Source organism: Desertivirga arenae (assembly GCF_017355785.1).
Classification (GTDB): domain Bacteria; phylum Bacteroidota; class Bacteroidia; order Sphingobacteriales; family Sphingobacteriaceae; genus Desertivirga; species Desertivirga arenae.
The window spans coordinates 54,242-76,750 of sequence record NZ_JAFEWE010000001.1 but is presented as its reverse complement, the minus strand read 5'-3'; the positions used below and the strand labels follow the sequence as shown (position 1 = coordinate 76,750).

The 22,509-nt window shown below is 41.0% G+C and carries 22 protein-coding genes; 11 read left to right on the top strand and 11 right to left on the bottom strand.

Annotation, left to right across the window (positions count from 1 at the left end; translation table 11 throughout):
• The 5 genes from J4N24_RS00405 to J4N24_RS00385 all read right to left on the bottom strand — a co-directional run bounded on the left by J4N24_RS00405 (window position 1) and on the right by J4N24_RS00385 (window position 5,070).
• Window positions 1–1,428 carry a glycosyltransferase family 2 protein gene (locus tag J4N24_RS00405; protein ID WP_207531662.1) on the bottom strand — a complete coding sequence of 476 codons (1,428 nt, stop codon included), beginning with the start codon at window positions 1,426–1,428 and terminating at the stop codon, window positions 1–3.
• Entirely contained in the window at window positions 1,425–2,537 is a 1,113-nt protein-coding gene (locus tag J4N24_RS00400; RefSeq protein ID WP_207531661.1) for a HEAT repeat domain-containing protein, read from the bottom strand. The genes J4N24_RS00405 and J4N24_RS00400 overlap by 4 nt, the downstream gene beginning before the upstream one ends.
• Before the next feature lie 13 nt (window positions 2,538–2,550).
• Complete coding sequence (locus tag J4N24_RS00395; RefSeq protein WP_207531660.1) at window positions 2,551–2,916, bottom strand: response regulator transcription factor; 366 nt, start codon at window positions 2,914–2,916, stop codon at window positions 2,551–2,553.
• Between the two features lie 208 nt (window positions 2,917–3,124).
• Window positions 3,125–4,399 (bottom strand): NupC/NupG family nucleoside CNT transporter, encoded by a 1,275-nt coding sequence (locus J4N24_RS00390; protein WP_207531659.1) that lies wholly within the window; start codon window positions 4,397–4,399, stop codon window positions 3,125–3,127.
• A 74-nt stretch (window positions 4,400–4,473) separates the two neighbouring features.
• Entirely contained in the window at window positions 4,474–5,070 is a 597-nt protein-coding gene (locus tag J4N24_RS00385) for a bifunctional nuclease family protein (RefSeq protein WP_207531658.1), read from the bottom strand.
• A gap of 431 nt (window positions 5,071–5,501) precedes the next feature.
• On the opposite strand from J4N24_RS00385, the gene J4N24_RS00380 reads away from it, so the two are divergent.
• Together J4N24_RS00380 and chrA are read left to right on the top strand one after the other, a co-directional pair.
• Complete coding sequence (locus J4N24_RS00380; protein ID WP_207531657.1) at window positions 5,502–5,837, top strand: CDC27 family protein; 336 nt, start codon at window positions 5,502–5,504, stop codon at window positions 5,835–5,837.
• Window positions 5,837–7,036, top strand: coding sequence for a chromate efflux transporter (chrA, locus tag J4N24_RS00375; RefSeq protein WP_369806181.1), 1,200 nt, complete (start codon window positions 5,837–5,839; stop codon window positions 7,034–7,036). Before J4N24_RS00380 ends, chrA begins: the two co-directional genes overlap by 1 nt.
• A 62-nt stretch (window positions 7,037–7,098) precedes the next feature.
• Here the strand turns inward: chrA and dnaB are convergent, their stop codons facing one another.
• On the bottom strand, window positions 7,099–8,688 hold the full coding sequence (gene dnaB / locus J4N24_RS00370) for a replicative DNA helicase (protein ID WP_207531656.1): 1,590 nt from the start codon (window positions 8,686–8,688) through the stop codon (window positions 7,099–7,101).
• Between the two features lie 266 nt (window positions 8,689–8,954).
• Between dnaB and rlmB the strand changes: the two genes are divergently transcribed.
• Entirely contained in the window at window positions 8,955–9,722 is a 768-nt protein-coding gene (rlmB, locus tag J4N24_RS00365; RefSeq protein WP_207531655.1) for a 23S rRNA (guanosine(2251)-2'-O)-methyltransferase RlmB, read from the top strand.
• Window positions 9,723–9,724: 2 nt separating this feature from the next.
• Window positions 9,725–10,291 carry a UbiX family flavin prenyltransferase gene (locus J4N24_RS00360; protein WP_207531654.1) on the top strand — a complete coding sequence of 189 codons (567 nt, stop codon included), beginning with the start codon at window positions 9,725–9,727 and terminating at the stop codon, window positions 10,289–10,291.
• 262 nt (window positions 10,292–10,553) lie between these two features.
• Here the strand turns inward: J4N24_RS00360 and J4N24_RS00355 are convergent, their stop codons facing one another.
• Window positions 10,554–11,780, bottom strand: coding sequence for a CHASE3 domain-containing protein (locus tag J4N24_RS00355; RefSeq protein WP_207531653.1), 1,227 nt, complete (start codon window positions 11,778–11,780; stop codon window positions 10,554–10,556).
• Window positions 11,781–11,969: 189 nt separating this feature from the next.
• Between J4N24_RS00355 and J4N24_RS00350 the strand changes: the two genes are divergently transcribed.
• Window positions 11,970–12,884 carry a pirin family protein gene (locus tag J4N24_RS00350; RefSeq protein WP_207531652.1) on the top strand — a complete coding sequence of 305 codons (915 nt, stop codon included), beginning with the start codon at window positions 11,970–11,972 and terminating at the stop codon, window positions 12,882–12,884.
• 71 nt (window positions 12,885–12,955) lie between these two features.
• Here J4N24_RS00350 and J4N24_RS00345 read toward each other — a convergent pair whose 3' ends face one another.
• Complete coding sequence (locus tag J4N24_RS00345) at window positions 12,956–13,954, bottom strand: YihY/virulence factor BrkB family protein (RefSeq protein ID WP_207531651.1); 999 nt, start codon at window positions 13,952–13,954, stop codon at window positions 12,956–12,958.
• 128 nt (window positions 13,955–14,082) lie between these two features.
• On the opposite strand from J4N24_RS00345, the gene J4N24_RS00340 reads away from it, so the two are divergent.
• A complete protein-coding gene (locus J4N24_RS00340; protein ID WP_207531650.1) occupies window positions 14,083–15,564 on the top strand; it encodes a sodium:solute symporter in 1,482 nt (493 codons plus the stop codon).
• A gap of 8 nt (window positions 15,565–15,572) precedes the next feature.
• Window positions 15,573–16,277: an LOG family protein gene (locus tag J4N24_RS00335; protein WP_207531649.1), complete on the top strand. Its 705-nt coding sequence runs from the start codon at window positions 15,573–15,575 to the stop codon at window positions 16,275–16,277.
• A gap of 81 nt (window positions 16,278–16,358) precedes the next feature.
• On the opposite strand, the gene J4N24_RS00330 is transcribed toward J4N24_RS00335, so the two are convergent.
• Both J4N24_RS00330 and J4N24_RS00325 read right to left on the bottom strand, forming a co-directional pair.
• Window positions 16,359–16,793, bottom strand: a complete 435-nt coding sequence (locus J4N24_RS00330; RefSeq protein WP_242691448.1) for a nuclear transport factor 2 family protein — start codon at window positions 16,791–16,793, stop codon at window positions 16,359–16,361.
• A 298-nt stretch (window positions 16,794–17,091) separates the two neighbouring features.
• Window positions 17,092–17,238 (bottom strand): hypothetical protein, encoded by a 147-nt coding sequence (locus J4N24_RS00325; RefSeq protein WP_207531648.1) that lies wholly within the window; start codon window positions 17,236–17,238, stop codon window positions 17,092–17,094.
• Window positions 17,239–17,394: 156 nt separating this feature from the next.
• Between J4N24_RS00325 and J4N24_RS00320 the strand changes: the two genes are divergently transcribed.
• Entirely contained in the window at window positions 17,395–18,885 is a 1,491-nt protein-coding gene (locus J4N24_RS00320) for an FAD-dependent oxidoreductase (protein WP_207531647.1), read from the top strand.
• Window positions 18,886–18,922: 37 nt separating this feature from the next.
• Here J4N24_RS00320 and J4N24_RS00315 read toward each other — a convergent pair whose 3' ends face one another.
• Window positions 18,923–20,281: an MATE family efflux transporter gene (locus J4N24_RS00315; RefSeq protein ID WP_242691447.1), complete on the bottom strand. Its 1,359-nt coding sequence runs from the start codon at window positions 20,279–20,281 to the stop codon at window positions 18,923–18,925.
• Window positions 20,282–20,407: 126 nt separating this feature from the next.
• Between J4N24_RS00315 and J4N24_RS00310 the strand changes: the two genes are divergently transcribed.
• The 3 genes from J4N24_RS00310 (at window position 20,408) to J4N24_RS00300 (ending at window position 22,506) form a co-directional block, all read left to right on the top strand.
• Window positions 20,408–20,611 carry a hypothetical protein gene (locus tag J4N24_RS00310; protein WP_207531645.1) on the top strand — a complete coding sequence of 68 codons (204 nt, stop codon included), beginning with the start codon at window positions 20,408–20,410 and terminating at the stop codon, window positions 20,609–20,611.
• A gap of 192 nt (window positions 20,612–20,803) precedes the next feature.
• On the top strand, window positions 20,804–20,995 hold the full coding sequence (locus J4N24_RS00305; protein WP_207531644.1) for a hypothetical protein: 192 nt from the start codon (window positions 20,804–20,806) through the stop codon (window positions 20,993–20,995).
• 179 nt (window positions 20,996–21,174) lie between these two features.
• Window positions 21,175–22,506, top strand: a complete 1,332-nt coding sequence (locus J4N24_RS00300; RefSeq protein WP_207531643.1) for a M23 family metallopeptidase — start codon at window positions 21,175–21,177, stop codon at window positions 22,504–22,506.
• Window positions 22,507–22,509: the final 3 nt, after the last annotated feature.

The following is a 22,509-nucleotide window of genomic DNA, read 5'->3' as shown; positions in this document are numbered from 1 at the left end:
TTAACTCGTTTTTGGCTTTGCGAAACCTTGTCTTGTCATCTCCCCCCATGAATTCTTTTTCTGTACAAGGTCTATATTACCTTTGATGGCCGACCAGACAACAAATGGATGAAAAATAAATGGCTCAGCAATAGCTGTTAATATCAGCTTAAATATGTCCCTGGTCCTGTTATATTGGTTGTAGGTTATTACTTCGATGAAGATAGCAAACATGGAATATAAAAGTCCAAAGCTCAAAATGAAGGCAAACAGCGACAAGAATACAACCCAGTCTATTAGCCCGAAGATCGCAAAGAAGAATAAGGCTATGAATCCTACAAACTCAATGATCGGTGCCAGAAACTCAAAAAAGAACCAATAAGGGTAACTCACAAGGCCAAGAAATCCGTATTTGGGATTAAAGAACATTTTCCGGTGGAACCATAGAGTTTCAATAGTGCCACGAGTCCATCTGTTCCTTTGTCTGCCTAAGATCTGAAAGGAGTTAGGTGCTTCTGTCCAGCAAAGCGGATCAGGGATGTAGGTTACCTTGTAGGGCTCCTTCCGCTCTTCCATGTAACGGCGCATCCTTACTACCAGTTCCATGTCTTCGCCAACGGTTTTATGATTGTAGCCCCCACATTTAATTACAATTTCCTTGTCAAATGCTCCAAATGCTCCGGAAATAAGGAGCAGTCCATTCATTCTGCTCCAGGCCATTCTTCCTAATAAAAATGCGCGAATATATTCCAGGGTCTGCATACGCGGAATGAAGCTCTCAGGAAGGTTTATCTTAAGGATCTTCCCGTTTTTCACCACACAGTCGTTCACAATCCTAACTACTCCACCAGATGCTATTACTCTCTTGCCCGGATGTTCCATAAATGGAAGCGCCATTTTTAGCAGGGCATCTTGCTCTAAAATACAGTCAACGTCTATGCAAACAATGTAATCTTTAGAGGCAATATTAATCCCCACATTCAGGGCATCTGCTTTTCCTCCATTCTCCTTATCAACAACTATAAGCTTATTATATACCGGGTTATGGCTCCTGTAGACTCCTCGAACCTTTTTTGTAGATAGTTGCTCATTTACGAAGTGGTCGGTCTTGTAAAGGTTATAACCTTCAATTAGCTTCTGCAGGCAATCGTCTTTGCTACCATCATTAATAACTACCAGCTCCACATTATTGTAGTGGATAGATAGCAGCGATCTAACATTCTCTATTATGGTATTGCCTTCATTATAAGCAGGGGCAAGGATACTCAAACCCGGCAATTGGTCTGAGGATGCTAAGATCCTGTAGTCTGTGAACGTGTTCTTTCTCAAATGATCACGCGTTATACCGACTGAATAAAGGGCAATGAAAACGTAAGATGACAGGAGAGCTACAGAATACAATAATATCCCATAAGTGAAAAAGTCTACTATAAATGTTTGCCAACTCATTTCCTTAGTTCTCCTTTAATTTGTTGAATAATTTCAGTCCAGGGATATTCTGTACTTACACTTCTCGATTCCAGGTACTGCATATCTGCCACCCTCGCAATGGCTCGTCCGGCCGCCAGTCTTATCTCATTCTGATCCCTTGTGAATTCTCTTTCCAGGAATGGCAATTCCTTTTCGGTTCCAATATTTTGAAGCACCTCAAGGATCACTAACTGATTTCTAAGTCCTTCTGCATCATATAACTTTACCAGGTTGGCAGAAGTGTTTTCATCAAAGATTTCCTTCAGGGTTTTTATGGCATGGTATCTTACTTCTTCAGAGGGATGGGTTAGACAAAGCGCTACGCGGTCATGCAACTCAAAATGATGGTATCTGGCCGCAAGCTTTAATGAGAATATAACTACAGAGTTATTGGAGGAGCCTATCCACTTTCTAATATAATCAGATGCATTCTGATCCACATCTCCAAGTTGGTTGATCAACTGGATCTGTTGCCAGTCAGACAGGGGATAGGTTAGAAAGTCAAGAAAGTTAAGACCGGTAAGACCCGAAAATTTAACTACAGCATTTTGAGCTTCCATACGAACCTGCTCATTGCTATGATTCGTTAGTTCAAAAATCAGGTCGAACGATTTGTTTTGTCCCATTTCTGCCAACTCCTGAATCCCCATAGCTTTCAAATACCATCTGCGGCTTACAAGTTTCTGATAGGAATCGTTGCTCAGGTCGCATTCCTGGTATAGTAACTGAAGGTTATTAGCAGCAACGCCGGAAAAGTTTTTTTTAGCTCTGACAAGCTCCTCGATAAGAAGGTTCCTAAAGGTTTTAAGCTTTAAAAAACGTCCTGCCCCGGAAGTAAGGTTTCCAGCGAATTCCTGATCCTCATTGAAGAGCATGCGTTGTATCAGAAGGTCTGTTATCCTTGATAGGCGCTTTCTCAGGCGTTCCCTTCGATTCTTAAATAGTAAAGAGATCAGGATATATACCAGCAAACCAGTCATCAGTGCCAGTAAAAAAATAACCGCCTTGATTAAACTATGAGTTTCAGAACTTAAGAAAGAACTAGCATCAGGGAGTTGAATCGATATGGTAATTAGTGAATGACCCATGAAGGTGGATTAGTTATCTCACTGCATTCGCAAACATAAATCTTCTTACTCGGACGATTAGCTCATTCGGACTGAAAGGTTTTGTGATATAATCGTCTACTCCAAGTTTAAATGCTTCCAATACAACGTTTTCTTGTCCCATTCCCGACAAAATAATGATAGGTGTACTGGATTTTTGTCTCACAGCTCCGGCAATTTCCAACCCTGATGAATAGGGCATCATAATGTCGGTGATAATTAGATCTGGCGATGCTTCTTCAATTTTTTCTAATGCTTCCATTCCGTCTCTCGACACAATCACTTCATGCCCGTCTTTCTTTAACCGGTACTCTAAAGTTTTTAGCATTAATAAGTCATCCTCAGCAATAAGAATTTTCATTACGGTATATGTTTCAATTTAAGACGAAAGCTCTCTTCAAAATACGTCTAACCAAACCACTACTTCCGCCATAGGTGTAACATCAGTCATTACGGGAATGAACAGAAAAATGTTACGCCGCAAGATACTATCCTGGCTTGATTTAATAAAGGTTTTCTATGGACAAATGTTTCTTATATTATAAGCTTTACATTGTCTTTTAGTTGAATTAAAGCATTATTCCTGCAATAGTTGCAGAAAGATAGGAAGCTAAAGTTCCACAGATCAGCGCCTTAACACCAAGCTTTGCAAGATCAACGCGTCTTTCAGGTGCAAGCTCGCCAATGCCTCCCACCTGAATAGCGATAGAGCTGAAATTTGCAAATCCACATAAAGCAAAACTGGTAATTATTAAGGTCTTAGGATCAATCGAACCTTTAACTTTTGCCAAATCTAGATAAGCAACAAACTCGTTGATCACCATCTTGGTCCCCATTAAAGAACCTGCAGTATGAATATCTTTACCAGGAACGCCCATGGCCCAGGCAAAGACGGAGAACAGACTGCCAAGGATCTGATTTAAGCTGAGATGATTGATATCAATACCTATAAAGGATAAAGAAAGTCCCAGGTGACCAAGTCCAAGTCCTATCCATCCTAAAATATAATCTAATAATGCTATGATTGCAATAAAGCCGATAAGCATCGCAATCACGTTCAGACCAACCTTTAAACCGTCGCTAGCTCCATGTGAAATTGCATCAACAAGGTTAGCGTTAGTTTTCTTGATTTCCAACGACACTTGCCCTTTGGTTTCAGATACCTCGGTCTCGGGCCAAACTATTTTAGAGATCACCAGAGCTGCCGGTGCAGCCATAATACTAGCTGCGATCAGATATTCTGCAGGCACACCAAGCGCGATATATACGGCCATTACCCCGCCAGCGATACATGCCATACTCCCAGCCATAGAGGCAAGAAGTTCAGACATTGTCATACCCCGCAAGTAAGGCTTTATCATAATTTGGGCTTCTACCTGGCCTACAAATGCACTCGCTACGTTAGACAAGGCCTCTGCTCCTGAAACTCCCATTAATTTATAAACGATAAAAGCGAAGAACTTCACCACTCTCTGCATGATCCCTAAATAATAGGCCACGCTCACCAGAACGGCTACGAAGATAATAGTGGGGATAATACTAAAGAAAAACACAAATTCATTGCCCACTCCAAAGGCTTTTCCCATGTAATCGCGGTTTACAAGAGGGCCAAAAACGAAAGATGCACCAGCCTGGGAAAAATCAAGCACTTTAGTAACGGCAGCTCCAAGCCAGGCAAAAATGGTTTTTCCCACCGGAACTTTAAGAATAAAAACAGCAAGTAGAATTTGAATGGCAAAACCGGTAAACACTAAGCGGTAATTGATGGCTTTGCGATTATTTGACATTAGAAAAGCAATGGCAAAAATCAAGATAATGCCCAGCAGACCCGTAAATCTCTCCATGTATTGAACAAATAATTAATGTGTTGCGTGAAAATATGGAAAAGGTTCGGGTTTGGACTTATATTGTTAATATTTTATAATGCTTTTCGTTTTGTAAGTTCGTCTCTTATGCTGGCAGCTTTCTCGTAGGCTTCGTCAGCAAGAGCTTGTTGTAGCTTTTCTTTCAACTCCTCGTCACTTAAAGAAGAATAGCTGCCCTGCGAGCTAGGTGACTTCTCTTCTGTAGGAGATTCAATGTTTTCCAGGAATACGAAGTCGTTTCCTTCTATCATAATCCCCGCAGTGGCCAGAATAAATTCATAGGTATGTATAGGACATTCAAAGCGAACTGCAAGGGCAATAGCATCCGAAGTACGGGCATCGATCTCTGTAGTCTTTTTGCCGTCGTTACAAATTAACTTAGCATAAAAGATCCCATCTACCAGATTATAGATAATCACTTCTTCTATCTGTATGTTGTAGGATTGTGCGAAAGATTTAAAAAGATCGTGGGTTAAGGGGCGACTTGGAGTCATCTTTTCGATTTCAATAGCAATAGCCTGAGCTTCAAATCCACCTATAATAATAGGGAGGCGTCTTCTGCCATTTACTTCACCTAAAACAAGGGCATAAGCTCCTGATTGTGTTTGACTATATGATAAACCTACTATGTCTAATTTTATTTTCTTCATGATAGTTTTAAGCCTTCACGGCTTTAACCTGTTGCTTTTAATTCTTTATTTTCTATCAATTTTGGAACCAATTCGAGGTCACAACCTATTATTCCTAAATCCCTTAACTGATATTTAGTTTTTATTTTTTGCAATGGTTGTCATCCTTTTAATTTTCCGTTCTGCGGTTTGTAGAATAACCCCTTGTTTTTTAATGCTTTTTGCTGGAGTCGCAGCAAACTTCTAATCCTGGCCTTCTTTTGTAAATGATGCCTGTGATCCTGTCAACAAACTATAAAAATTAAAAGGCAGATGTTTCTACCCCGTATTTTTTGCAAACTTACGGAAAATTTTGCCTTTGAAATTTAACTCTACAAAATATAAAAATTATAGTACTTTGCCTGACCATCGAAAAACCGGCATTAAGGCCTTATTTTATTGAAATATAGCAAATGAGTGTAAGTCGTTTACAGAAATTACTTGAATTCCTTCAGAATGAACCCAATGATCCATTCCTGAAATATGCATTGGCAACAGAATATCTAACAGCGAATGATCCGGAAAAAGCGTTAAGCTATTTCGAAGATCTCAAAGATAATCATGAAAGCTATGTAGGTACGTATTATCACCTGGGCAGGCTTTATGAGAAGCTGGACCGGAAAGATGACGCCATTGCTACCTATCAGAAAGGAATGCAGGTAGCAAGAGCAGCCCGAGATAATCATGCATTAAGTGAGTTGCAGACCGTGTACAACTCGGCAATTGGATTAGATTACGAGGACGACTAGTGACAGCAAAGCAATTTCTCTTTATTCGCGACGCTACTTTATATACGCTTACGGCCTTTGGTGGAGCACAAGCGCATATTGGCATCATGCTAAAGGATTTTGTGAATAGAAGGCATTATATCACCGAGGAAGAATTGTTAGAGCTAAACGCACTAACCCAGGTTCTCCCCGGACCATCTTCCACACAAACGCTTATTGGTATTGCTTATAAAGTTGGAGGGGTATGGCTTTCCATTCTTACCTTTCTTATCTGGATCATACCATCAGCCACGGCACTTTGCCTGATTGCTATTTTTTATGAGCAGCTGGGGGAACAGGGGCGGTTTAAGCATATCCTTGATTATGTTAAACCGATAGCTGTTGGAATAGTAGGGTTTGCTGCCTTCTCACTGGCCAGGTCGGTTATTAAGTCTAAAGTATCTGTTTGGCTTGCTGGTGCTGCTGTAATAGTAACCCTAATTCTGAAGAATGCTTACGTTTTTCCAATGCTTATCCTCATGGGAGGGATCATATCTTCAGCTACGGAGGCAAGTGCCGAGGAAACAGAAATAAGGGTAAAGCTTTTCTCTCAGATCAACAAGAATAAGGTACTCTACTTTCTTGGAATTTTGCTGCTTTTTGCAGCCCTCGGAGCAGTGATTAATAAAACTTCTCCTTTTAGTTTACCAATTCGTTTGTTCGAGAACTTCTATCGTAATGGTGCCTTGATATTTGGAGGGGGGCATGTTCTGGTTCCTTTAATGTTCACGGAGTTTGTAGAGATGAAGCATTATTTGTCTGCAAATGAGTTTTTAACCGGATATGCAATTCAACAAGCCTTGCCGGGACCAACATTCTCATTTACCTCATTTCTGGGCTCAATGACCATGAAGAATGCAGGTGAAAATGTATGGGGACAAATTATAGGGAGTATTGTTGCGACCCTGGGCATTAATCTTCCCGGCTTTATACTGGTGCTGTTCTTTGTTCCTTTCTGGAACGACCTAAGAAGGATCGGCAGAATCAAAAAGTCATTATCAGGTATTAATTCGGTGGCGGTGGGTTTTATTATTGCAGCATTTATATTTCTGCTTCAACCTTTGGGAATAAACCCCATCTCCCTTAGTATTGTTGTCCTGACATTCCTCATACTAAATTATACAAAGATAAGTACTCCGGTCTTGATCATAGCAGGCGTATTATTAGGCATTTATTTTTAAGAGGTATTACTAAGGCTACCAGCTCACCGGATTAGTATTAGGTAAGCCGATAGCCTTAATAGTTAGAAAGGAGGTTCTTCATCCATGTCATCCATTCGTGATGGACGGATAATAAAATTATTTGGCTTGTCGAAATCTTCTGATGGAGCCATTCCTGCAAAAGGATTTGATGGAGCTCCCGAACCACCGATGGTTCCTGGCATTCCTCCTCCGAAATCTTCCTCAAGATCAGCAAACTTAACATACTTACCGATAAATCGAAGTGGTACTGTTCCTGTTTCACCGTGACGGTGCTTTGCGATGATTACCTCACCAACACCTGCTGTGGGTCTTCCTTCTTCGTCTTCTGTTAATCCGTAATATTCAGGACGGAATAAGAAAAGTACCATATCCGCATCCTGCTCAATAGAACCCGATTCCCGTAAGTCGGAGAGCATAGGTTTTTTACTGGCTCCGGGACGACTTTCAACGGCACGACTTAACTGAGATAGCGCCAATACTGCAACATTCAACTCTTTAGCTACTGATTTAAGGGCCCGGGAGATACTACCGATCTCCTGCTCACGGTTACCGCCACCCTTTCCTTCGGCTTTACCATGCATAAGCTGAAGGTAGTCAATGATGATCAGCTGAATGTCGTACTGGGCTTTCAGGCGTCGACATTTAGCCCGGAACTCGAAAATATTGAGGGCAGGGGTATCGTCAATAAATAAGGGCGCTTCTGTAAGGTTCCCGATCTTTGAGTGCAGTTGTTGCCACTCCCATTCCGCCAGATTCCCTTTACGAAGTTTTTCCTGTTCAATTTCAGCCTCACCAGAAATAAGACGATTCACCAACTGAACAGAGGACATCTCCAGAGAGAAAACTACAACAGGCTTGCCAAATTGTACTGCCGCGTTGCGGGCACAACTCAATACGAAAGCTGTTTTACCCATCGCAGGACGAGCAGCGATGATCACAAGATCGGAAGGTTGCCAACCGGATGTAACCCTGTCGAGACCTGTAAAGCCCGACGGGATACCCGTTAGTCCATCTGTTTTGTCGCGCAGTTTTTCCAGTGCCTCAAGTGATTCCCGAACGATATCATCCATCTTCCTTGAATCACGACGAAGGTTATTTTGTGCAATGTCAAATAAGTTTTTCTCCGCGTGGTCTAAAAGATCAAAAATGTCAGTCGTGTCTTCATAGGCATTAGTTATGATTTCTGAAGATATTCTGATCAGCTCCCGTTGGATATATTTTTGGGAAATGATACGTGCATGGTATTCAATATTTGCAGCAGAAACAACCCTGTTGGTAAGCTCGGTAATATAATATGCGCCGCCTATCAGCTCCAGTTCTCCCTGATTCCTTAACTGAGAGGTAACGGTTAGAATGTCTATAGGTGAAGATTTCTGAAAAAGCGCATGGATAGCTGCAAAGATCTTTTGGTGACTGTCTTTGTAGAAAACCTCAGGTTTTAAAATGTCAATTACAGCAGAGAGAGCATCCTTCTCCAGCATTAATGCTCCTAAAACTGCTTCCTCTAGATCGATAGCCTGTGGAGGAAGCTTGCCCATTCCACTGGCTATTGTTGTCAGGCGGCCTCTGCGATCATTTCCCGCGCCCGTTTTCCTGGAAGAATTGTAATTGGTATCCTTGTCCGAACTCATTCTACAAAGTTAAACATAAGCGGCTCTACTCCGAAAAGACTTTGTGAACAGCCTTGAATTACCGGCATAAAAATGTGTGGAAAAAATGTGTTATGTTTTAACATTTGTGTGTGGATAAAGTGTGGATATAGCAGAAAAGCAGCGAAATATAGCTACAAGTGTATTGTTAATAACTTTTGTCCATGTTAATAACGAAATGTTTTGCTGTTCAATGCCTGACCATAAGACAAAAAATAATCAGTACTTTGTCGCCAAAAATTTCATAAATGAATAATCATCCTCAAAGGCCAAAGAAAGAGGCAAATCAAATGGTGTTTGGTATCCGTGCCGTTATTGAAGCAATAAAAAGTGGCAAGGATATCGAAGCTATTTACGTGCAACGGGGTTTAGGCGGAGGTTTGCTCCTGGAACTGAAAGCATTGCTGAAGGAAACAGGTTTATCTTATCAACTGGTGCCAGTTGAAAAGCTTAACAGAATTACAACAAAGAATCATCAGGGAGTGATCGGGGTTATTTCACCTGTTACCTATCAGAAGATTGAAGATATTATTCCGGTAGTCTACGAGAAGGGAGAAACTCCTTTAATTTTAATCCTTGATGGTATTACTGATGTTCGAAACCTCGGTGCTATAGCCCGTACGGCTGAGTGCGTCGGGGTTCATGCTATTGTTGTTCCTTCTAAGGGATCTGCCCAGATAAATCCCGATGCAATTAAAACTTCTGCCGGTGCCTTATTCAAAGTTCCGGTTTGCAGACACGATAGTTTGCTTAAGACAGCCAAATTTCTGCAGGAATCAGGTCTGCAATTGGTAGCTTGTACGGAAAAAACGAACGATTACCTTTATAAGCCCGATTACTCGATGCCGACAGCTATCGTAATGGGATCAGAAGAGGATGGGATATCTGATGAGCTTATAAGAATTTCAGAGCACCTGGCGAAGATCCCAATGTTCGGTGAGATTTCATCTCTGAATGTTTCAGTTTCGGCTGGCATAATTTTATATGAAGCTGTACGACAAAGAGGAGGTTTTTAGTCTTGAAACGGAAAATAGTTGTAGCAATTACAGGTGCCAGTGGAGCAATCTATGCAAAGCTGCTTCTCGACAATCTGTTGAAGCTGGAAGATCAGCTGGAGCAGGTAGCTATTGTAATGTCTGATAACGCAAAACAGGTCTGGGAATATGAGCTGGATGAGGATTCGTATAAGAATTATCCATTCAGGTTCTATGAGAAGAACGATTTTATGGCCCCTTTTGCCAGCGGCTCCGCTAAATACGATACGATGATCATTGTTCCCTGCTCAATGGGCACTTTAGGGAGAATTGCATCAGGAGTATCGAATGATCTGACCACCAGGGCGGCAGACGTTATACTGAAGGAAAGGCGCAAGCTGATCCTGGTAGCTAGAGACACTCCTTTCAGTTTAATTCATATTAATAACCTTAAAACGGTTACCGAAGCAGGCGGAATTATTTGTCCTGCTATACCTTCATTCTATAGTAAACCCCAAACAATTGAAGAACTTGCTTCAACGGTAGTAAGCAGAGTTCTCGACCTGGCGGGTCTGGAAACTTCATCCTACAGATGGGGGGAAACGCATTAAAACATCCATGAGCTAAGCTCAGAAACGGAAGATGAAAGTTGATGGGAAGTTCTTTTGTCCGATCAAGAGCCAATGGACCTTCACAAAAAAAGGAAGTAACATGAGGTCACTTCCCTAAAAAAATTACACAATCAAAACGTCACCCTATATATATAAGTGTGTTGTGTTCTGATTGCGTTCCTTTACGGAGAAGATTTGTAATAGTTTCGGAATTTTTATCTAAGTTGCTGATAAATAAATTGTTGTATATTTTTCTATACAATTAGCAGTCGTCTACCTCAGCGAGCAACTCAGTATTCTTCAGCAGGCTTTGGACCTGTGATCTTGTTTGTACACTATTCATTACCACAGCGATATTATGAGATATTCTTTCAATAAACTTAGCAGTCGATTCGGGCATTTCGAGAAATCCAATTTCCATTACACCTTTAAGTTCACCTTCAAATAAAAGAGGCTGAATTAAAATTGTACGAGGTGAGCTCTCGCCTAAAGCTGATTTAATTTTAAGGTAACCTGGGGGAATGTTGTTTAGAATAAAAGTTTCATGACTTGAAGCTACCTGTCCCACTAGTCCGTCTCCCGGAGTAATTTCAATATGATAAAGATCAGGATCGAAAGCATATCCAGACTCTAATTCGAGATTGTTGTTTTCATTTAACCTGTAGATCGCTCCAATATTAGCATTGGTATAAATACAGAGGTTTTTGATGATTGCGTCACATAATTCTGAGATCTGTTTTTTTCCTCTCATGGCCTCATCAATAACTGTACTACCTTTAAGTAACCAGTTCTGGGTTTTATTTTCCTCGGATATCTCCTTCAGCTGCTGATTGGTTTCGAGGAGATTATCTTCAATGAGCTTACGTTTTTTGAAACTCTGCTGAATAAATTGAAACATTAGCAGGAATAAGCCGATAATAATTCCGCTTCCGATGAGAAAGACAATGAGGGTTTCTTTAACATTGGCGTCGCTGACCTTTCTGTTCTCAGCAAGATCCAGGTTCTCCTTAAACTTGATAGCATCGATAAGGCTTTGTACTCGATTTATAGTTCTATCCGAAAGCAGATCTGCTTTTGCTTTATCGAACTCGCCTGCATTAATACTCCAAAGGATGCTACTCATCACGTATAGTTTCTGAGAAACATGCTGTTTTAAAGAATCGACAAGAATCGATTGATAGGGATTGTCTTTTATCAATGAGCTTAACCGATCGATGGAGGGGTTTATTTTGCTCAGATTTTCATTATACGCATCTAAATAATAGCTATTTCCAGTAGCAGTCAAGCCTCTTACGCTACTTTCTGCCTGAACTATATTGATCAAGACCTGATTGGTAAATTTTATGACATCCTGGCTGCGGTCTACAGCGTGACTATCATTTTGTAATTCCTGAATGCGGTTGTAAGCAGTTAAAGCTCCTGAGAAAATAAAAAGCAGGGTGATGATAAAACCTGTAAGAACCTGCTGTTGAAACGAAAATTTTGGCATAAATCAATATTTAAAGCCCGCCAAAGAGAATGAAGTCCCGGTAGATGCAACAAAGCTAGGCCGGGAGTTTTAAGTTAATGTTAAGTAGAGGTTAATAGTGGAAGGTTCCGATTTATTACGAATCTTTTATCAGGTTTTGAAATGTTCAGTTAAAATGCGAACATTAGGTTTACATATAGGAATATTATTATGCTCGATATAGTTATTGAAGCCAGAAAAGCATCTATTGCCCCGGGAATGGAAGTGCGCCGTATCCTTCCTTTCAGATTAAAAAGAATGGTAGGCCCATTTATATTTATGGATCATGCCGGGCCGGTCAACATTTTGCCCGAATTAATGCCCTCCATAGATGTTTTGCCTCATCCCCATATCGGCTTGTCTACGGTAAGTTATCTTCTCGGCGGACAAGTTACCCACAGGGATAGCCTGGGTGTTGAACAAATTATTCGTCCGGGTGAGGTCAATTGGATGACAGCGGGTAGTGGAATATCTCATTCGGAGCGATTTGAAGATCCGGCTGTGCTTGCCGGTGGTAAGCTGGAACTGCTTCAAACCTGGGTAGCATTGCCCGAAAAGGACGAGGAATGTATGCCGGCCTTCAATAATTATAAGCCAGAACAACTTCCTGTATTTACTGATTCCGGTGTTTGGATGCGTCTTATCGCCGGCGATGCGTATGGTCTGAAGAATGAGGTAAAAACCCATTCCCCTCTTTTTTATCTTCATGTTGAATTGGAAAAGGATGCGCGCTTCGGCCTTCCTCCTGAACATAGTGAAAGAGGTGTATACGTGGCAAAGGGATCTATTGAAGTTAACGGACAAACTTATCTGCCCGGTCAACTGCTGGTGTATTCTAAAGGTATCGATCCTGTTATCATAGCGCGGGAAGCTTCAACCTTGATGCTGTTAGGAGGAGAGCCTTTAGGTGAACGGTTTATCTGGTGGAACTTTGTATCTTCCCGAAAAGAACGGATTGAACAGGCTAAGGAGGATTGGAAGCAGGGGCGGATATTACTCCCTCCAACAGACAATCATGAGTTTATCCCTTTGCCTGAGGATAGATCCCGGCCTTCGGCCCCACCCGCTCCCGAAGCATTATCATAATCTCCTTAATAAGGATAGTTACAAAAAACGGGAACTGTGTAAAGCTCCCGTTTTTAATACAGTCTTCAGTGTTATTCGGTTGCGAAACCTCTGTTCCCCTGACTGAATCCCCGTCTTTCAGAATTTTCTTTTTCTTGTTTATAACGGGTATATTCTTTTAGTACTTCATAATCGTCTTCGATCCGTATGGCATTAGCATTTGGTTCTATATTGTGTCCATAACGTTTAGCGTAAACCTGGGTAAACTCTGCTCCAAAGAATAGAATGATGCAAGAATAGGAAACCCAAAGCAGAACCAGAATGATCGAACCTGCGGCGCCATAAGTTGAAGCAGGCTTGGCCATTTCGAAATAAAGCGCAAGAGCAAACTTTCCAAGCACAAAAAGAAAGGCTGTAATAGCAGCTCCTACCCATACACTTCTCCATTCAATTTTCACATCGGGAAGGAAACGGAAAAGGAGAGCAAATAATAGGGTGATGATACCAAATGTGACCAGGAAATTAACTGCGTAAAAGATATAAAGGATGATATCCGGCATTCGCGCAGCTACATAATCAGTCACCGCAGTTAATCCAGCCGTAAGCACCAACGAGATTAATAGCAGGAAACCGATGGCGAGTATAACTCCGAATGAAGTGGCACGAGTTTTCAACAGCGTTTTAAAGCCTGATTTCTTAGGATCAGCTTTTACCTCCCAAACCCTGTTCAGCGATTTTTGAAGTGCAACAAATACTCCTGTTGCACCAAAAAGAAGGGTAGCAATACCTATGGCAAGTGCAATTCCATTATTTCCTTTTTGGTAGGAATTAGCTATCATCTCCTGTATTTGCTTAGCTGCATCCTGACCTATCACATCTCCGATTTGTCCCGAAAGTTGATTCTGCACGGCATCCTGCCCAAAGACACTTCCGGCTATTGTTATAATGATAATCAAAAGTGCTGGAAGTGAAAAGATGGAATAGTACGCAACGATTGCACTTAGATCAAAAGGCTCGTCGTCCATCCATTCCTTATAGGTCTCCTTAAAAAGCGAAGGAATATCGCGTATTTTAAATTTCTCAGTAGTCATAGCTGTAGATGTTGGTTGCTCAGAACGTTTCAAAAAGGATGCCTGATTTAGCTCCAAGCAAACTTATTTCCTTGCTACTTTCAACATAAATCATCTTAATACGTATATATTAGAGTTTTTAATTACGTATGTCGCCAATTGTACTTCTATCGTTTATCGTAGGATACTTTATCCTGTTAATAGTTGTAGCACACTTTACTTCAAAGGATTCTTCTGATAACTCATCGTTTTTCATTGCCAACAGGAATTCTAAATGGTATCTGGTAGCATTTGGAATGATAGGAACAGCCTTGTCGGGAGTTACCTTTATCTCAGTTCCGGGCGCAGTGGGGAAAACAGGATTTGGCTACTTCCAATTCGTGTTAGGGAATGCGGTCGGCTTTGTATTGATCGCAACAGTATTGCTTCCTCTGTATTACAGAATGCATCTGGTTTCTATTTACACTTACCTGGAGAGACGCCTTGGTTTCTGGAGCTATAAATCCGGAGCAATGATCTTTTTAATATCCAGAACTATCGGATCCGCCTTTCGTCTCTATCTGGTTGCCATCGTTCTACAAAAATTCATTTTTGATGCATGGGGTGTTCCCTTTGCCATCACTATTTTAATATGTCTCCTGCTCATCTGGCTGTATACTTACAGAGGAGGTTTAAAAACAATCATTATAACCGATACCCTGCAAACGGTATTTTTGCTTTCTTCAGTAGTTCTTTCTATTTATTTTATTTCAAAAAGTCTGGATCTTACAATAGGTGAGACCTTTGAGGCCGTTAAGAATAGCAGTTATTCGAAGATCTTCTTCTGGGAGGATTTCCTCGGGAGCAAGACCCATTTCCTTAAGCAATTCCTGGGTGGCATATTCGTTACCGTTGCAATGACAGGACTGGATCAGGACCTGATGCAAAAGAACCTGAGTTGTAAGAACATCGGCGAGGCCCAAAAGAACATGTTAACCTTCACTTCTATTTTCGTGGTTATCAATCTATTCTTCTTAAGTGTAGGTGCGCTTCTCTACATGTTTGCAGCAAAAAACAATATTGATCTTGCTTCATTCGCAACGCCAGACCATCTTTTTCCCGAAATTGCCCTTAATCACCTGAACATTATTCCTGCCATCATATTTATGCTGGGTCTTACTGCTGCAACTTTTGCTACCACAGATTCGGCCCTTACCGCTTTAACTACCTCTTTCTGTGTGGATTTTCTAAATTTTAACAAGGAGACCAATCAAAACTCGCCAAATCTTGTTCGTACAAGGCATATAGTCCATATTGCATTTTCGTTCTTAATGCTCCTGGTGATCCTGGGTTTTAAAGTTATTAATGACGATTCTGTAGTAAATGCTATATTTAAAGCAGCAGGGTATACCTACGGTCCGCTATTAGGACTGTTTAGCTTTGGAATGATAACGAAAAGGGATGTTGCAGATAAATTAGTTCCCTTCATCTGCATACTTTCGCCTGCACTTTGCTTTTTATTAGATTCAAATTCTTCTGCCTGGATAGGCTATGTTATTGGATTTGAATTGATAATATACAATGGCTTGATAACTTTTCTTTTATTATTATTAACAAGCAAGCCTGCTAAGATTTTAACAAACAATATTTAATAGGAATTATGACAGGTGACGATAAAATAAGAAGCGCGTTCGAAAATCAGGATTGGCACGAGATTAAGATCACAGATTCCTGGCAGATCTTTAAGATCATGGCGGAGTTTGTAGAGGGCTTTGAAAAGCTGTCAAAAATAGGCCCTTGTGTATCTATATTCGGTTCTGCACGTACCAGCCAGGATAATAAATATTATAAGATAGCAGAAGATATAGCACGTTTATTAACAGACAGGGGCTACGGGGTTATCTCTGGTGGTGGGCCTGGTATTATGGAAGCTGCAAATAAAGGCGCTTATGAAAACGGCGGTAAATCGGTCGGATTAAATATCGAGCTGCCCTTTGAGCAATTTCATAATAAGTACATTGACCGGGATAAGATCCTTGAATTTGATTATTTCTTTGTTCGCAAAGTAATGTTCATGAAGTACTCGCAGGGCTTCATCGTCCTGCCTGGTGGTTTTGGTACAATGGACGAGATGTTTGAGGCCATCACTCTTATTCAAACAGGTAAGATTGCCAGGTTCCCCATTGTCCTGGTAGGTTCTGATTATTGGAGAGGTTTATTGGACTGGGTTGAAAATCACATGCTGGACGCGAAGAATATCAGTCCGGAAGATTTGAACCTATATTCTCTGGTAGATACGGCAGAAGAAGCTGCCGAGCAGATCTTCACTTTCTACAACAAGTATGTCTTGAAGCCGAACTTTTAAATTTAGCTTATAAAAACAGGAAAGCCGTCTCAATAACATTGGACGGCTTTTTTATATATAGAACCAATCTATGGTGTATCTTTAATTGATAGAAGTGGAAATATTGGTAATACGCCATCCTTTTGCTGTATTTGCCAGACTTACTACATTAACCTTATTAAAGCCCTCATACTTCATTGTTACTTTCACTACAGCCTGGGTTGGATTCATCTCAAGAAACTTATAGTCAGTGGTACAGTTCTGTTCTGCATCCTGCGTGAATTTCAAAGACCAAAGAATATCGGATTTTCCATAATTAAGGATCTCATTATTTCTGGTAGTAGTCATTTTAACATCGTTATCGAATATTTCTGCGATACCTTTAACTTCTCCGTGACTAATTGCATTAATATATCTTTTGATGGTATAGTCCATTAATAATTTTTCACTTTTCTTGGTATCATCGTTATCATTGGCAAAAGCATTTGCAGTTAAGATGATCAATAAGGCAGTTGTAAGAGTTTTTAAAGTTTTCATTGTTTTGTATTTTAGAGAGTGAGTTTTACTGTTTTTTTCCTGTTTGATGAATCAAAGTTATAGTGGATAGTCGACCAGATAAATGATAATTAGGTTGACCGAATGTAGTTCTCGGTAGATAGGGGGAATTGGGCGGTGAAAAGGGATATAGGCCGAAGATATTCGGTGATTGGAGGTGGATAAGCAGATTCTGTGTCATAAGTTAAGCGTTTTAACCAATGACGCAGGAAAAAAACAAATGCTACACGAGGCTTAAAGAAAATAGCCTTAAAGAAAGGAATTTAACATTTTTTTACACTTACTCCTCCTCTTCTAAATCTCCGATGAAGTCATCATCATCAAAAATTTCATTTTCCGTCTGTTCTTCCCATGCTTCCAAATCTGTTTTTTCCTTTTCGGGATTAACGATCTCTTCTCTGGGATTGATGTCTTGTATGTTTTTCATACTAAGCCTAACAATTCCATGCTAAGGAAGGTTTAGCAGACTTCACTTTGAAAGTTTCCTAAGGGGCATTCCTCGAAAACATCTCTTTCCTGCTAAAAAGAAAAACTTTTAACCTGTTTTGCAATTATTCATAACAAATAACCTTTGAAAAAACGTATGGGAAACCTTTCAGTATGGCACGAAGAAGTTGAACTTACTTCATTTCCTGCTCTAAGCAAAGAATTTCATGTTGATGTAGCCATCGTAGGAGGTGGAATAACCGGAATAACTGCGGCATACCTTCTTTCTAAAGCTGGCAAAAAAGTAGCAGTTTTAGAAGCCCGGAAGGTGGGAGAAGGCTCTACAGGCTTTTCGACCGGGAACCTTTACGCCACTATTGGTGGCGAAGGAATGCATAAAATAGCACAGAAATTCGACGATCAAAAACTACGCGAAGTTGTTGAATCGCGCACCGCTGCAGTGGATCTTATAGAGCAGATTATTAAAGAACATAATATTGACTGTGATTTCAAACGGGCACCCTGGTCTCTGTTTACCGTAGAGGGTAAAAGCCAGAAGTTTGTTGAACAGGAGAGGGATGCTGCAATCAGGGCAGGATTACCTGTAGTAAGTTCAGTACCCTATACTGCTGAAGTAAAGGACGGATTTAGCGTGTTGAATCAAGCTCAATTTAATCCGCTTAAATACGTAGTAGGTCTTGCCAACAGGATCCAGTCGGATACTTGCAGGATATTTGAAAACTCAAGAGTAGTAAAGGTAGAAGAAGGGGAGATCTGTAACGTTGAAACGGAACACTCCCGTGTTACCGCAGACCACGTTATAATGGCTACGCATACTCCTAAAGGAATTTATATGGTTCATACCACACTTGGACCTTATCGGGAATATGCTGTTGCTGCAACCTTAAATGGAGATGAGCTTTCTTCCGGGATTTACTGGGATATGCAGGAAACCGAACATTACTCTGTTCGCACCTTTGATTCTGAAGAAGGAAAGATCGTGATGGTATTGGGAGAAATGCATAAAGTTGGTCAAAAAGAGGAAAACCTGGAATGTTTCCATAAACTGGAGGCGTTTTTAAGAAAACGCTTTGATGTTGGAGAGGTAGTTTACCGTTGGTCCGCCCAACAATACAAACCTGCTGATACTATTCCGTACATAGGTATAAGCACTGGTGACCGCAGAACTTTTATTGCTACAGGTTTTGCAGCAGATGGATTAACGTATGGAACGCTTGCTGCAATGATCATTTCAGACGAGATAACAGGATGGCAAAATAAGTGGAGCCATACTTATACGGCTTCAAGGTTAACTCCGATTGCTTCAGCTCCAAATTTTGCAAAAGAGAATATAAACGTGGCCTTCGAGCTGGTTAAAGATTGGTTAGCCAATGATGTTGAAAAATTCTCCGAGGTAAGAACTTACGAAGGGAAGATTATGGACATTGAGGGTTCTAAACATGCCGTTCATCGTGATGGTGAAGGAAAGCTGCATATTGTTTCAGCTGTTTGTCCTCATATGGGCTGTATTGTGCATTGGAATACGGCAGAACAATCATGGGATTGCCCCTGCCATGGAAGCCGCTTCTCTAAAGAGGGGGAAGTGCTGGAAGGTCCGGCAATTAATCCGCTTAAAAAGGTCGAGTAATATAAATATAGCAGGCAAGCATTCGTTTGCCTGCTTTTTATCTTTCTTCTGTTACCCGCTTCATAACGAGGTGGTAACGTGCGTAAAGCAGGACGGCCGAAACCAGCAGTCCCAGAGTCAGACCGAACCAAATCCCATTTGCGCCAAACTTTGTATGCAAGCCCAGAAAAAATGCAACGGGTAATCCAACAATCCAATAAGCAAGGAAAGTAATTAGGGTAGGGATATTAACATCTCCCAATCCCCGTAGGATCCCAAGTCCTACCACCTGCGCTCCATCAAAGATCTGGAAGAATGCCGCCAGCAACAGTAGTTGCGCTGCCACCGAAATCACATTGGTGTCTGAAGTGTAGATCCAGGGAAGATAGGACCTGAAAACAGAAAAGAAGATGGCACTGATAAGCATAAATAGCAATACAATGTGATAGCTTGAATTAGCAGAAAGCCGCATATTTGAAAAATCTTTCTTTCCAAGGTTTGTTCCTGTTTTAATGGTTGCTGCTGCAGAAAATCCACTGGCCATCATATAAGTCATGGCTGCAAGATTTATTGCAATCTGGTGTGCTGCTTGTTCAACTACTCCAATTGTACCCATCAAGATAGCAGCACCACTAAATGCGCTTACTTCAAAAGCATACTGCATAGCAACAGGAGCACCTATTTTTAAAATTTTTCCAGCTCTTTTATTACTAATGCGTTTGATATTAAAGCTTTTCAGGTATTCTTTAAAGTATTTGGATTTCAGGATGAAGAAGCCCATAGCTAAAGCCATTAATGTCCGGTCGATCAAAGTGCTTAAGCCTACTCCACGAACTCCCATAGGTTCAACACCAAACAAGCCTTTCACAAAGATGATCCCAAGGCAGATATTCAAAATATTTCCGACAATAGAAATCACCATCGATTGTTTTGTAAATCCCAGGCCTTCGGCAAATTGCTTAAAGGTGTTAAAGATCATCAGCGGGATAATAGACGCTCCGAGAAGTCCGAGGTAGGGCTTGGCTTCTTTTACAACATCGGGCGACTGATGCAGATAGTCGATGCTCAGAAGTAGTCCAAAATAGATTATTGCAAAGAGTAGTAATGCTGTGACGGCATTGATCAGTAAACTGTTAGACAGTAATTTGCCACATTCCCTAAAATTCTTCCTTCCGTTTTCCTGTGCTATCAAGGGGGTGAGTCCATAAGAAATACCGATTCCGATCACCATCACAACTGTAAAAATGCTATTGACGAGTGAAACAGCAGCCAGAGGAATAGTGCCGGCAAAGTGTCCTACGATCACACTATCTGCTACATGAACCAAAGTATGGCCCAATTGTGAGATAACCACGGGTAGAGCCAGATTGAGGTTGGAACGATAATGATCCTTATATAAAGAGTAAATTTTCTTCAAGGTAATTTTATTTTGGTATCGAACTTGCAAAGATACTGTAGCCTTTGCTAAGCAAGTGTCATTAAACAAAAGCATAAATTTTAACAGGCTGCTCGCAGAGGCTCGTTTAAATTAAAAGGAGGAGTAATGATTACAGCGAACGGCGATACCTTTTTAAGAGAGAATCCTACAGATTTTACCTGCAACATGTGTTACGGCAAAATAATGTATGTCCAGGTAATGGAAAGGCCGGTAAAACTGGTGGCTGATTTTTTTCAGTGCGACCGTTGTGGTTATAGGATAGAAACAAGGGAGATGCAGGAAGAGGAGTTTCCAGCGTTCTATGATTAATTCAAAAAAAGCTATCAGGCAGAAGTGTTGCTTCTGGCTGATAGCACAATCCTCAGTTATTTGAATTGCTCATAGTGTTTTTTGGTGATTTAATTATATTCAACTGTAATAGAGTGGTTTGAATGAAAAGTGATATCGGTGCAAAACATCCGGGGGCATTCTCTGTTGCTTTTCTTACCAATTCAAATCAACATGCCAAAGAAAACTAACCCTTACGATTTAAATTCGAACATCAACCTTTTTTTGAGGGAGCTTCCTGATGCAAAGACATCAATGCAATCAGTGTATTCTAAAGAACTTTCATTCGGCGAGAATAAAGTTGTGTTAGTTGCCCAGCAAATAAAAGGTGCAAACGGGATGACATGGAACATTAACGTTTGCTAGCCAAGGCAAGGAGGTATTCTCTGTAGTGAGCCGCCCATGAACATTACAGAGAATCGTCCTGTCGTAGGTACCTAACTTGCATCTCGTCAAAAAATAAAAGAACCTTTCACTAAAATAATCCTTTCATTTCCTGGTTTAATAGAAGCAATATTTTCATTAATATATTGAATATAAGTGCTATGAAAAACTTTAGGATCAATGCTCTTCCTCTTATATCTTCCGTACTTTTTTTAATTTTTTTTCTTGGTTCTTGTTCCGTTACAGGTCCCTCAGGAATATTCGGAAAGAAAAGTCCTCACGAACAGTATGGACAAAAACTTGCAGACGCCGGACTTAAGCAAACCGTATTGGGAAAGCTTTGGCTGCAGCAGGCCGAGGAAAGTTTGGAGAAGCCATTGCTAGTAACCATTCCCTATAAGGAAGCAGGCTACTTTCCGGCTGAAAAGCCACGGGCGGTCTCTTTGAAGTTCGAGACAAAGAGGGGTGAAAGGATATCAGTGAGCCTTCTTAAAAAGCCATCGACCAATTTTACGGTGTATGTGGATCTGTGGGAGGTAAAGAATAATCAAAATAAAAAGCTTGTTGCTTATGCCGATACCAATGCTGCCCCTTTTTCTTATGATATTGAAGATGAGGGCACTTACCTTTTACGATTACAGCCTGAGCTTCTTGTATCCGGAGAATATACTTTAACAATCGCTTCCGGACCCTCTCTGGCATTTCCTGTAGAAAAAGGAAATATAGGAAGTTTTTGGGGAGACGACCGCGACGGAGGAAACAGGAGACATGAAGGTATCGATATATTCGCAAAGAAAAGGACTCCCGCCCTGGCTGCAGCGGACGGGGTAGTTAGTCGCGTGGAAGAGAACAGGTTGGGAGGGAAGGTTGTCTTTCTGCGTCCTGAGAACAAAAATTTCAATTTGTATTATGCACATCTGGATGAGCAACTGGTAAAAGACGGGCAAAGGGTAAAGTTGGGAGACACTATTGGCCTCGTTGGCAATACCGGAAATGCGATTCATACAGCCCCTCACCTGCATTTCGGTATTTACACTTTTGGCGGTGCAATAGACCCGGTAAATTTCGTTAGGCCTGTTGATAAAAAACCTTCTCCTGTTACTGTGCCTGTGTCGAACATAGGCAAGTCATTGAGAACAAACGCTGCAAAAACTGCTTTTCGTGAAAGTCCCGGAACTTCCAAAGGGCAGTTGTTTGATCAGTTGAGTAAAAACACCTTAGTGCAGGTTTTAGCTGCTTCGGCCGGTTGGTATAAGGTAGGTCTTCCCGACGGGAGGGAAGGGTTTATTTCAGGCACCTCGCTTACTCCCCTTTCTGAACCTTTACGACGTATGAAAATTGAAAAGGAAGTAGCCTTGCTGGATAATCCGAAGGCGGAGGCTCCAAGAAAGATCCTTTTATCTACAGGGGCAACGGTAAACGTTTTAGGCAAGTTCAATGATTTCTACTTCATATCTTCAGAAAACAACCATGGTTGGATCAGTGTAGATTAGAGA

Coding starts and splice junctions, on each gene's coding strand:
- J4N24_RS00335 (WP_207531649.1), top strand. CDS start 15,573: ATGACAGGTGACGATAAAATAAGAAGCGCGTTCGAAAATCAGGATTGG.
- J4N24_RS00320 (WP_207531647.1), top strand. CDS start 17,395: ATGGGAAACCTTTCAGTATGGCACGAAGAAGTTGAACTTACTTCATTT.
- dnaB (WP_207531656.1), bottom strand. CDS start 8,688: ATGAGTTCGGACAAGGATACCAATTACAATTCTTCCAGGAAAACGGGC.
- J4N24_RS00390 (WP_207531659.1), bottom strand. CDS start 4,399: ATGGAGAGATTTACGGGTCTGCTGGGCATTATCTTGATTTTTGCCATT.
- J4N24_RS00345 (WP_207531651.1), bottom strand. CDS start 13,954: ATGACTACTGAGAAATTTAAAATACGCGATATTCCTTCGCTTTTTAAG.
- J4N24_RS00305 (WP_207531644.1), top strand. CDS start 20,804: ATGCCAAAGAAAACTAACCCTTACGATTTAAATTCGAACATCAACCTT.
- J4N24_RS00340 (WP_207531650.1), top strand. CDS start 14,083: ATGTCGCCAATTGTACTTCTATCGTTTATCGTAGGATACTTTATCCTG.
- J4N24_RS00300 (WP_207531643.1), top strand. CDS start 21,175: ATGAAAAACTTTAGGATCAATGCTCTTCCTCTTATATCTTCCGTACTT.
- rlmB (WP_207531655.1), top strand. CDS start 8,955: ATGAATAATCATCCTCAAAGGCCAAAGAAAGAGGCAAATCAAATGGTG.
- J4N24_RS00400 (WP_207531661.1), bottom strand. CDS start 2,537: ATGGGTCATTCACTAATTACCATATCGATTCAACTCCCTGATGCTAGT.
- J4N24_RS00380 (WP_207531657.1), top strand. CDS start 5,502: ATGAGTGTAAGTCGTTTACAGAAATTACTTGAATTCCTTCAGAATGAA.
- J4N24_RS00325 (WP_207531648.1), bottom strand. CDS start 17,238: ATGAAAAACATACAAGACATCAATCCCAGAGAAGAGATCGTTAATCCC.
- J4N24_RS00310 (WP_207531645.1), top strand. CDS start 20,408: ATGATTACAGCGAACGGCGATACCTTTTTAAGAGAGAATCCTACAGAT.
- J4N24_RS00395 (WP_207531660.1), bottom strand. CDS start 2,916: ATGAAAATTCTTATTGCTGAGGATGACTTATTAATGCTAAAAACTTTA.
- J4N24_RS00405 (WP_207531662.1), bottom strand. CDS start 1,428: ATGAGTTGGCAAACATTTATAGTAGACTTTTTCACTTATGGGATATTA.
- J4N24_RS00385 (WP_207531658.1), bottom strand. CDS start 5,070: ATGAAGAAAATAAAATTAGACATAGTAGGTTTATCATATAGTCAAACA.
- J4N24_RS00350 (WP_207531652.1), top strand. CDS start 11,970: ATGCTCGATATAGTTATTGAAGCCAGAAAAGCATCTATTGCCCCGGGA.
- J4N24_RS00355 (WP_207531653.1), bottom strand. CDS start 11,780: ATGCCAAAATTTTCGTTTCAACAGCAGGTTCTTACAGGTTTTATCATC.
- J4N24_RS00330 (WP_242691448.1), bottom strand. CDS start 16,793: ATGAAAACTTTAAAAACTCTTACAACTGCCTTATTGATCATCTTAACT.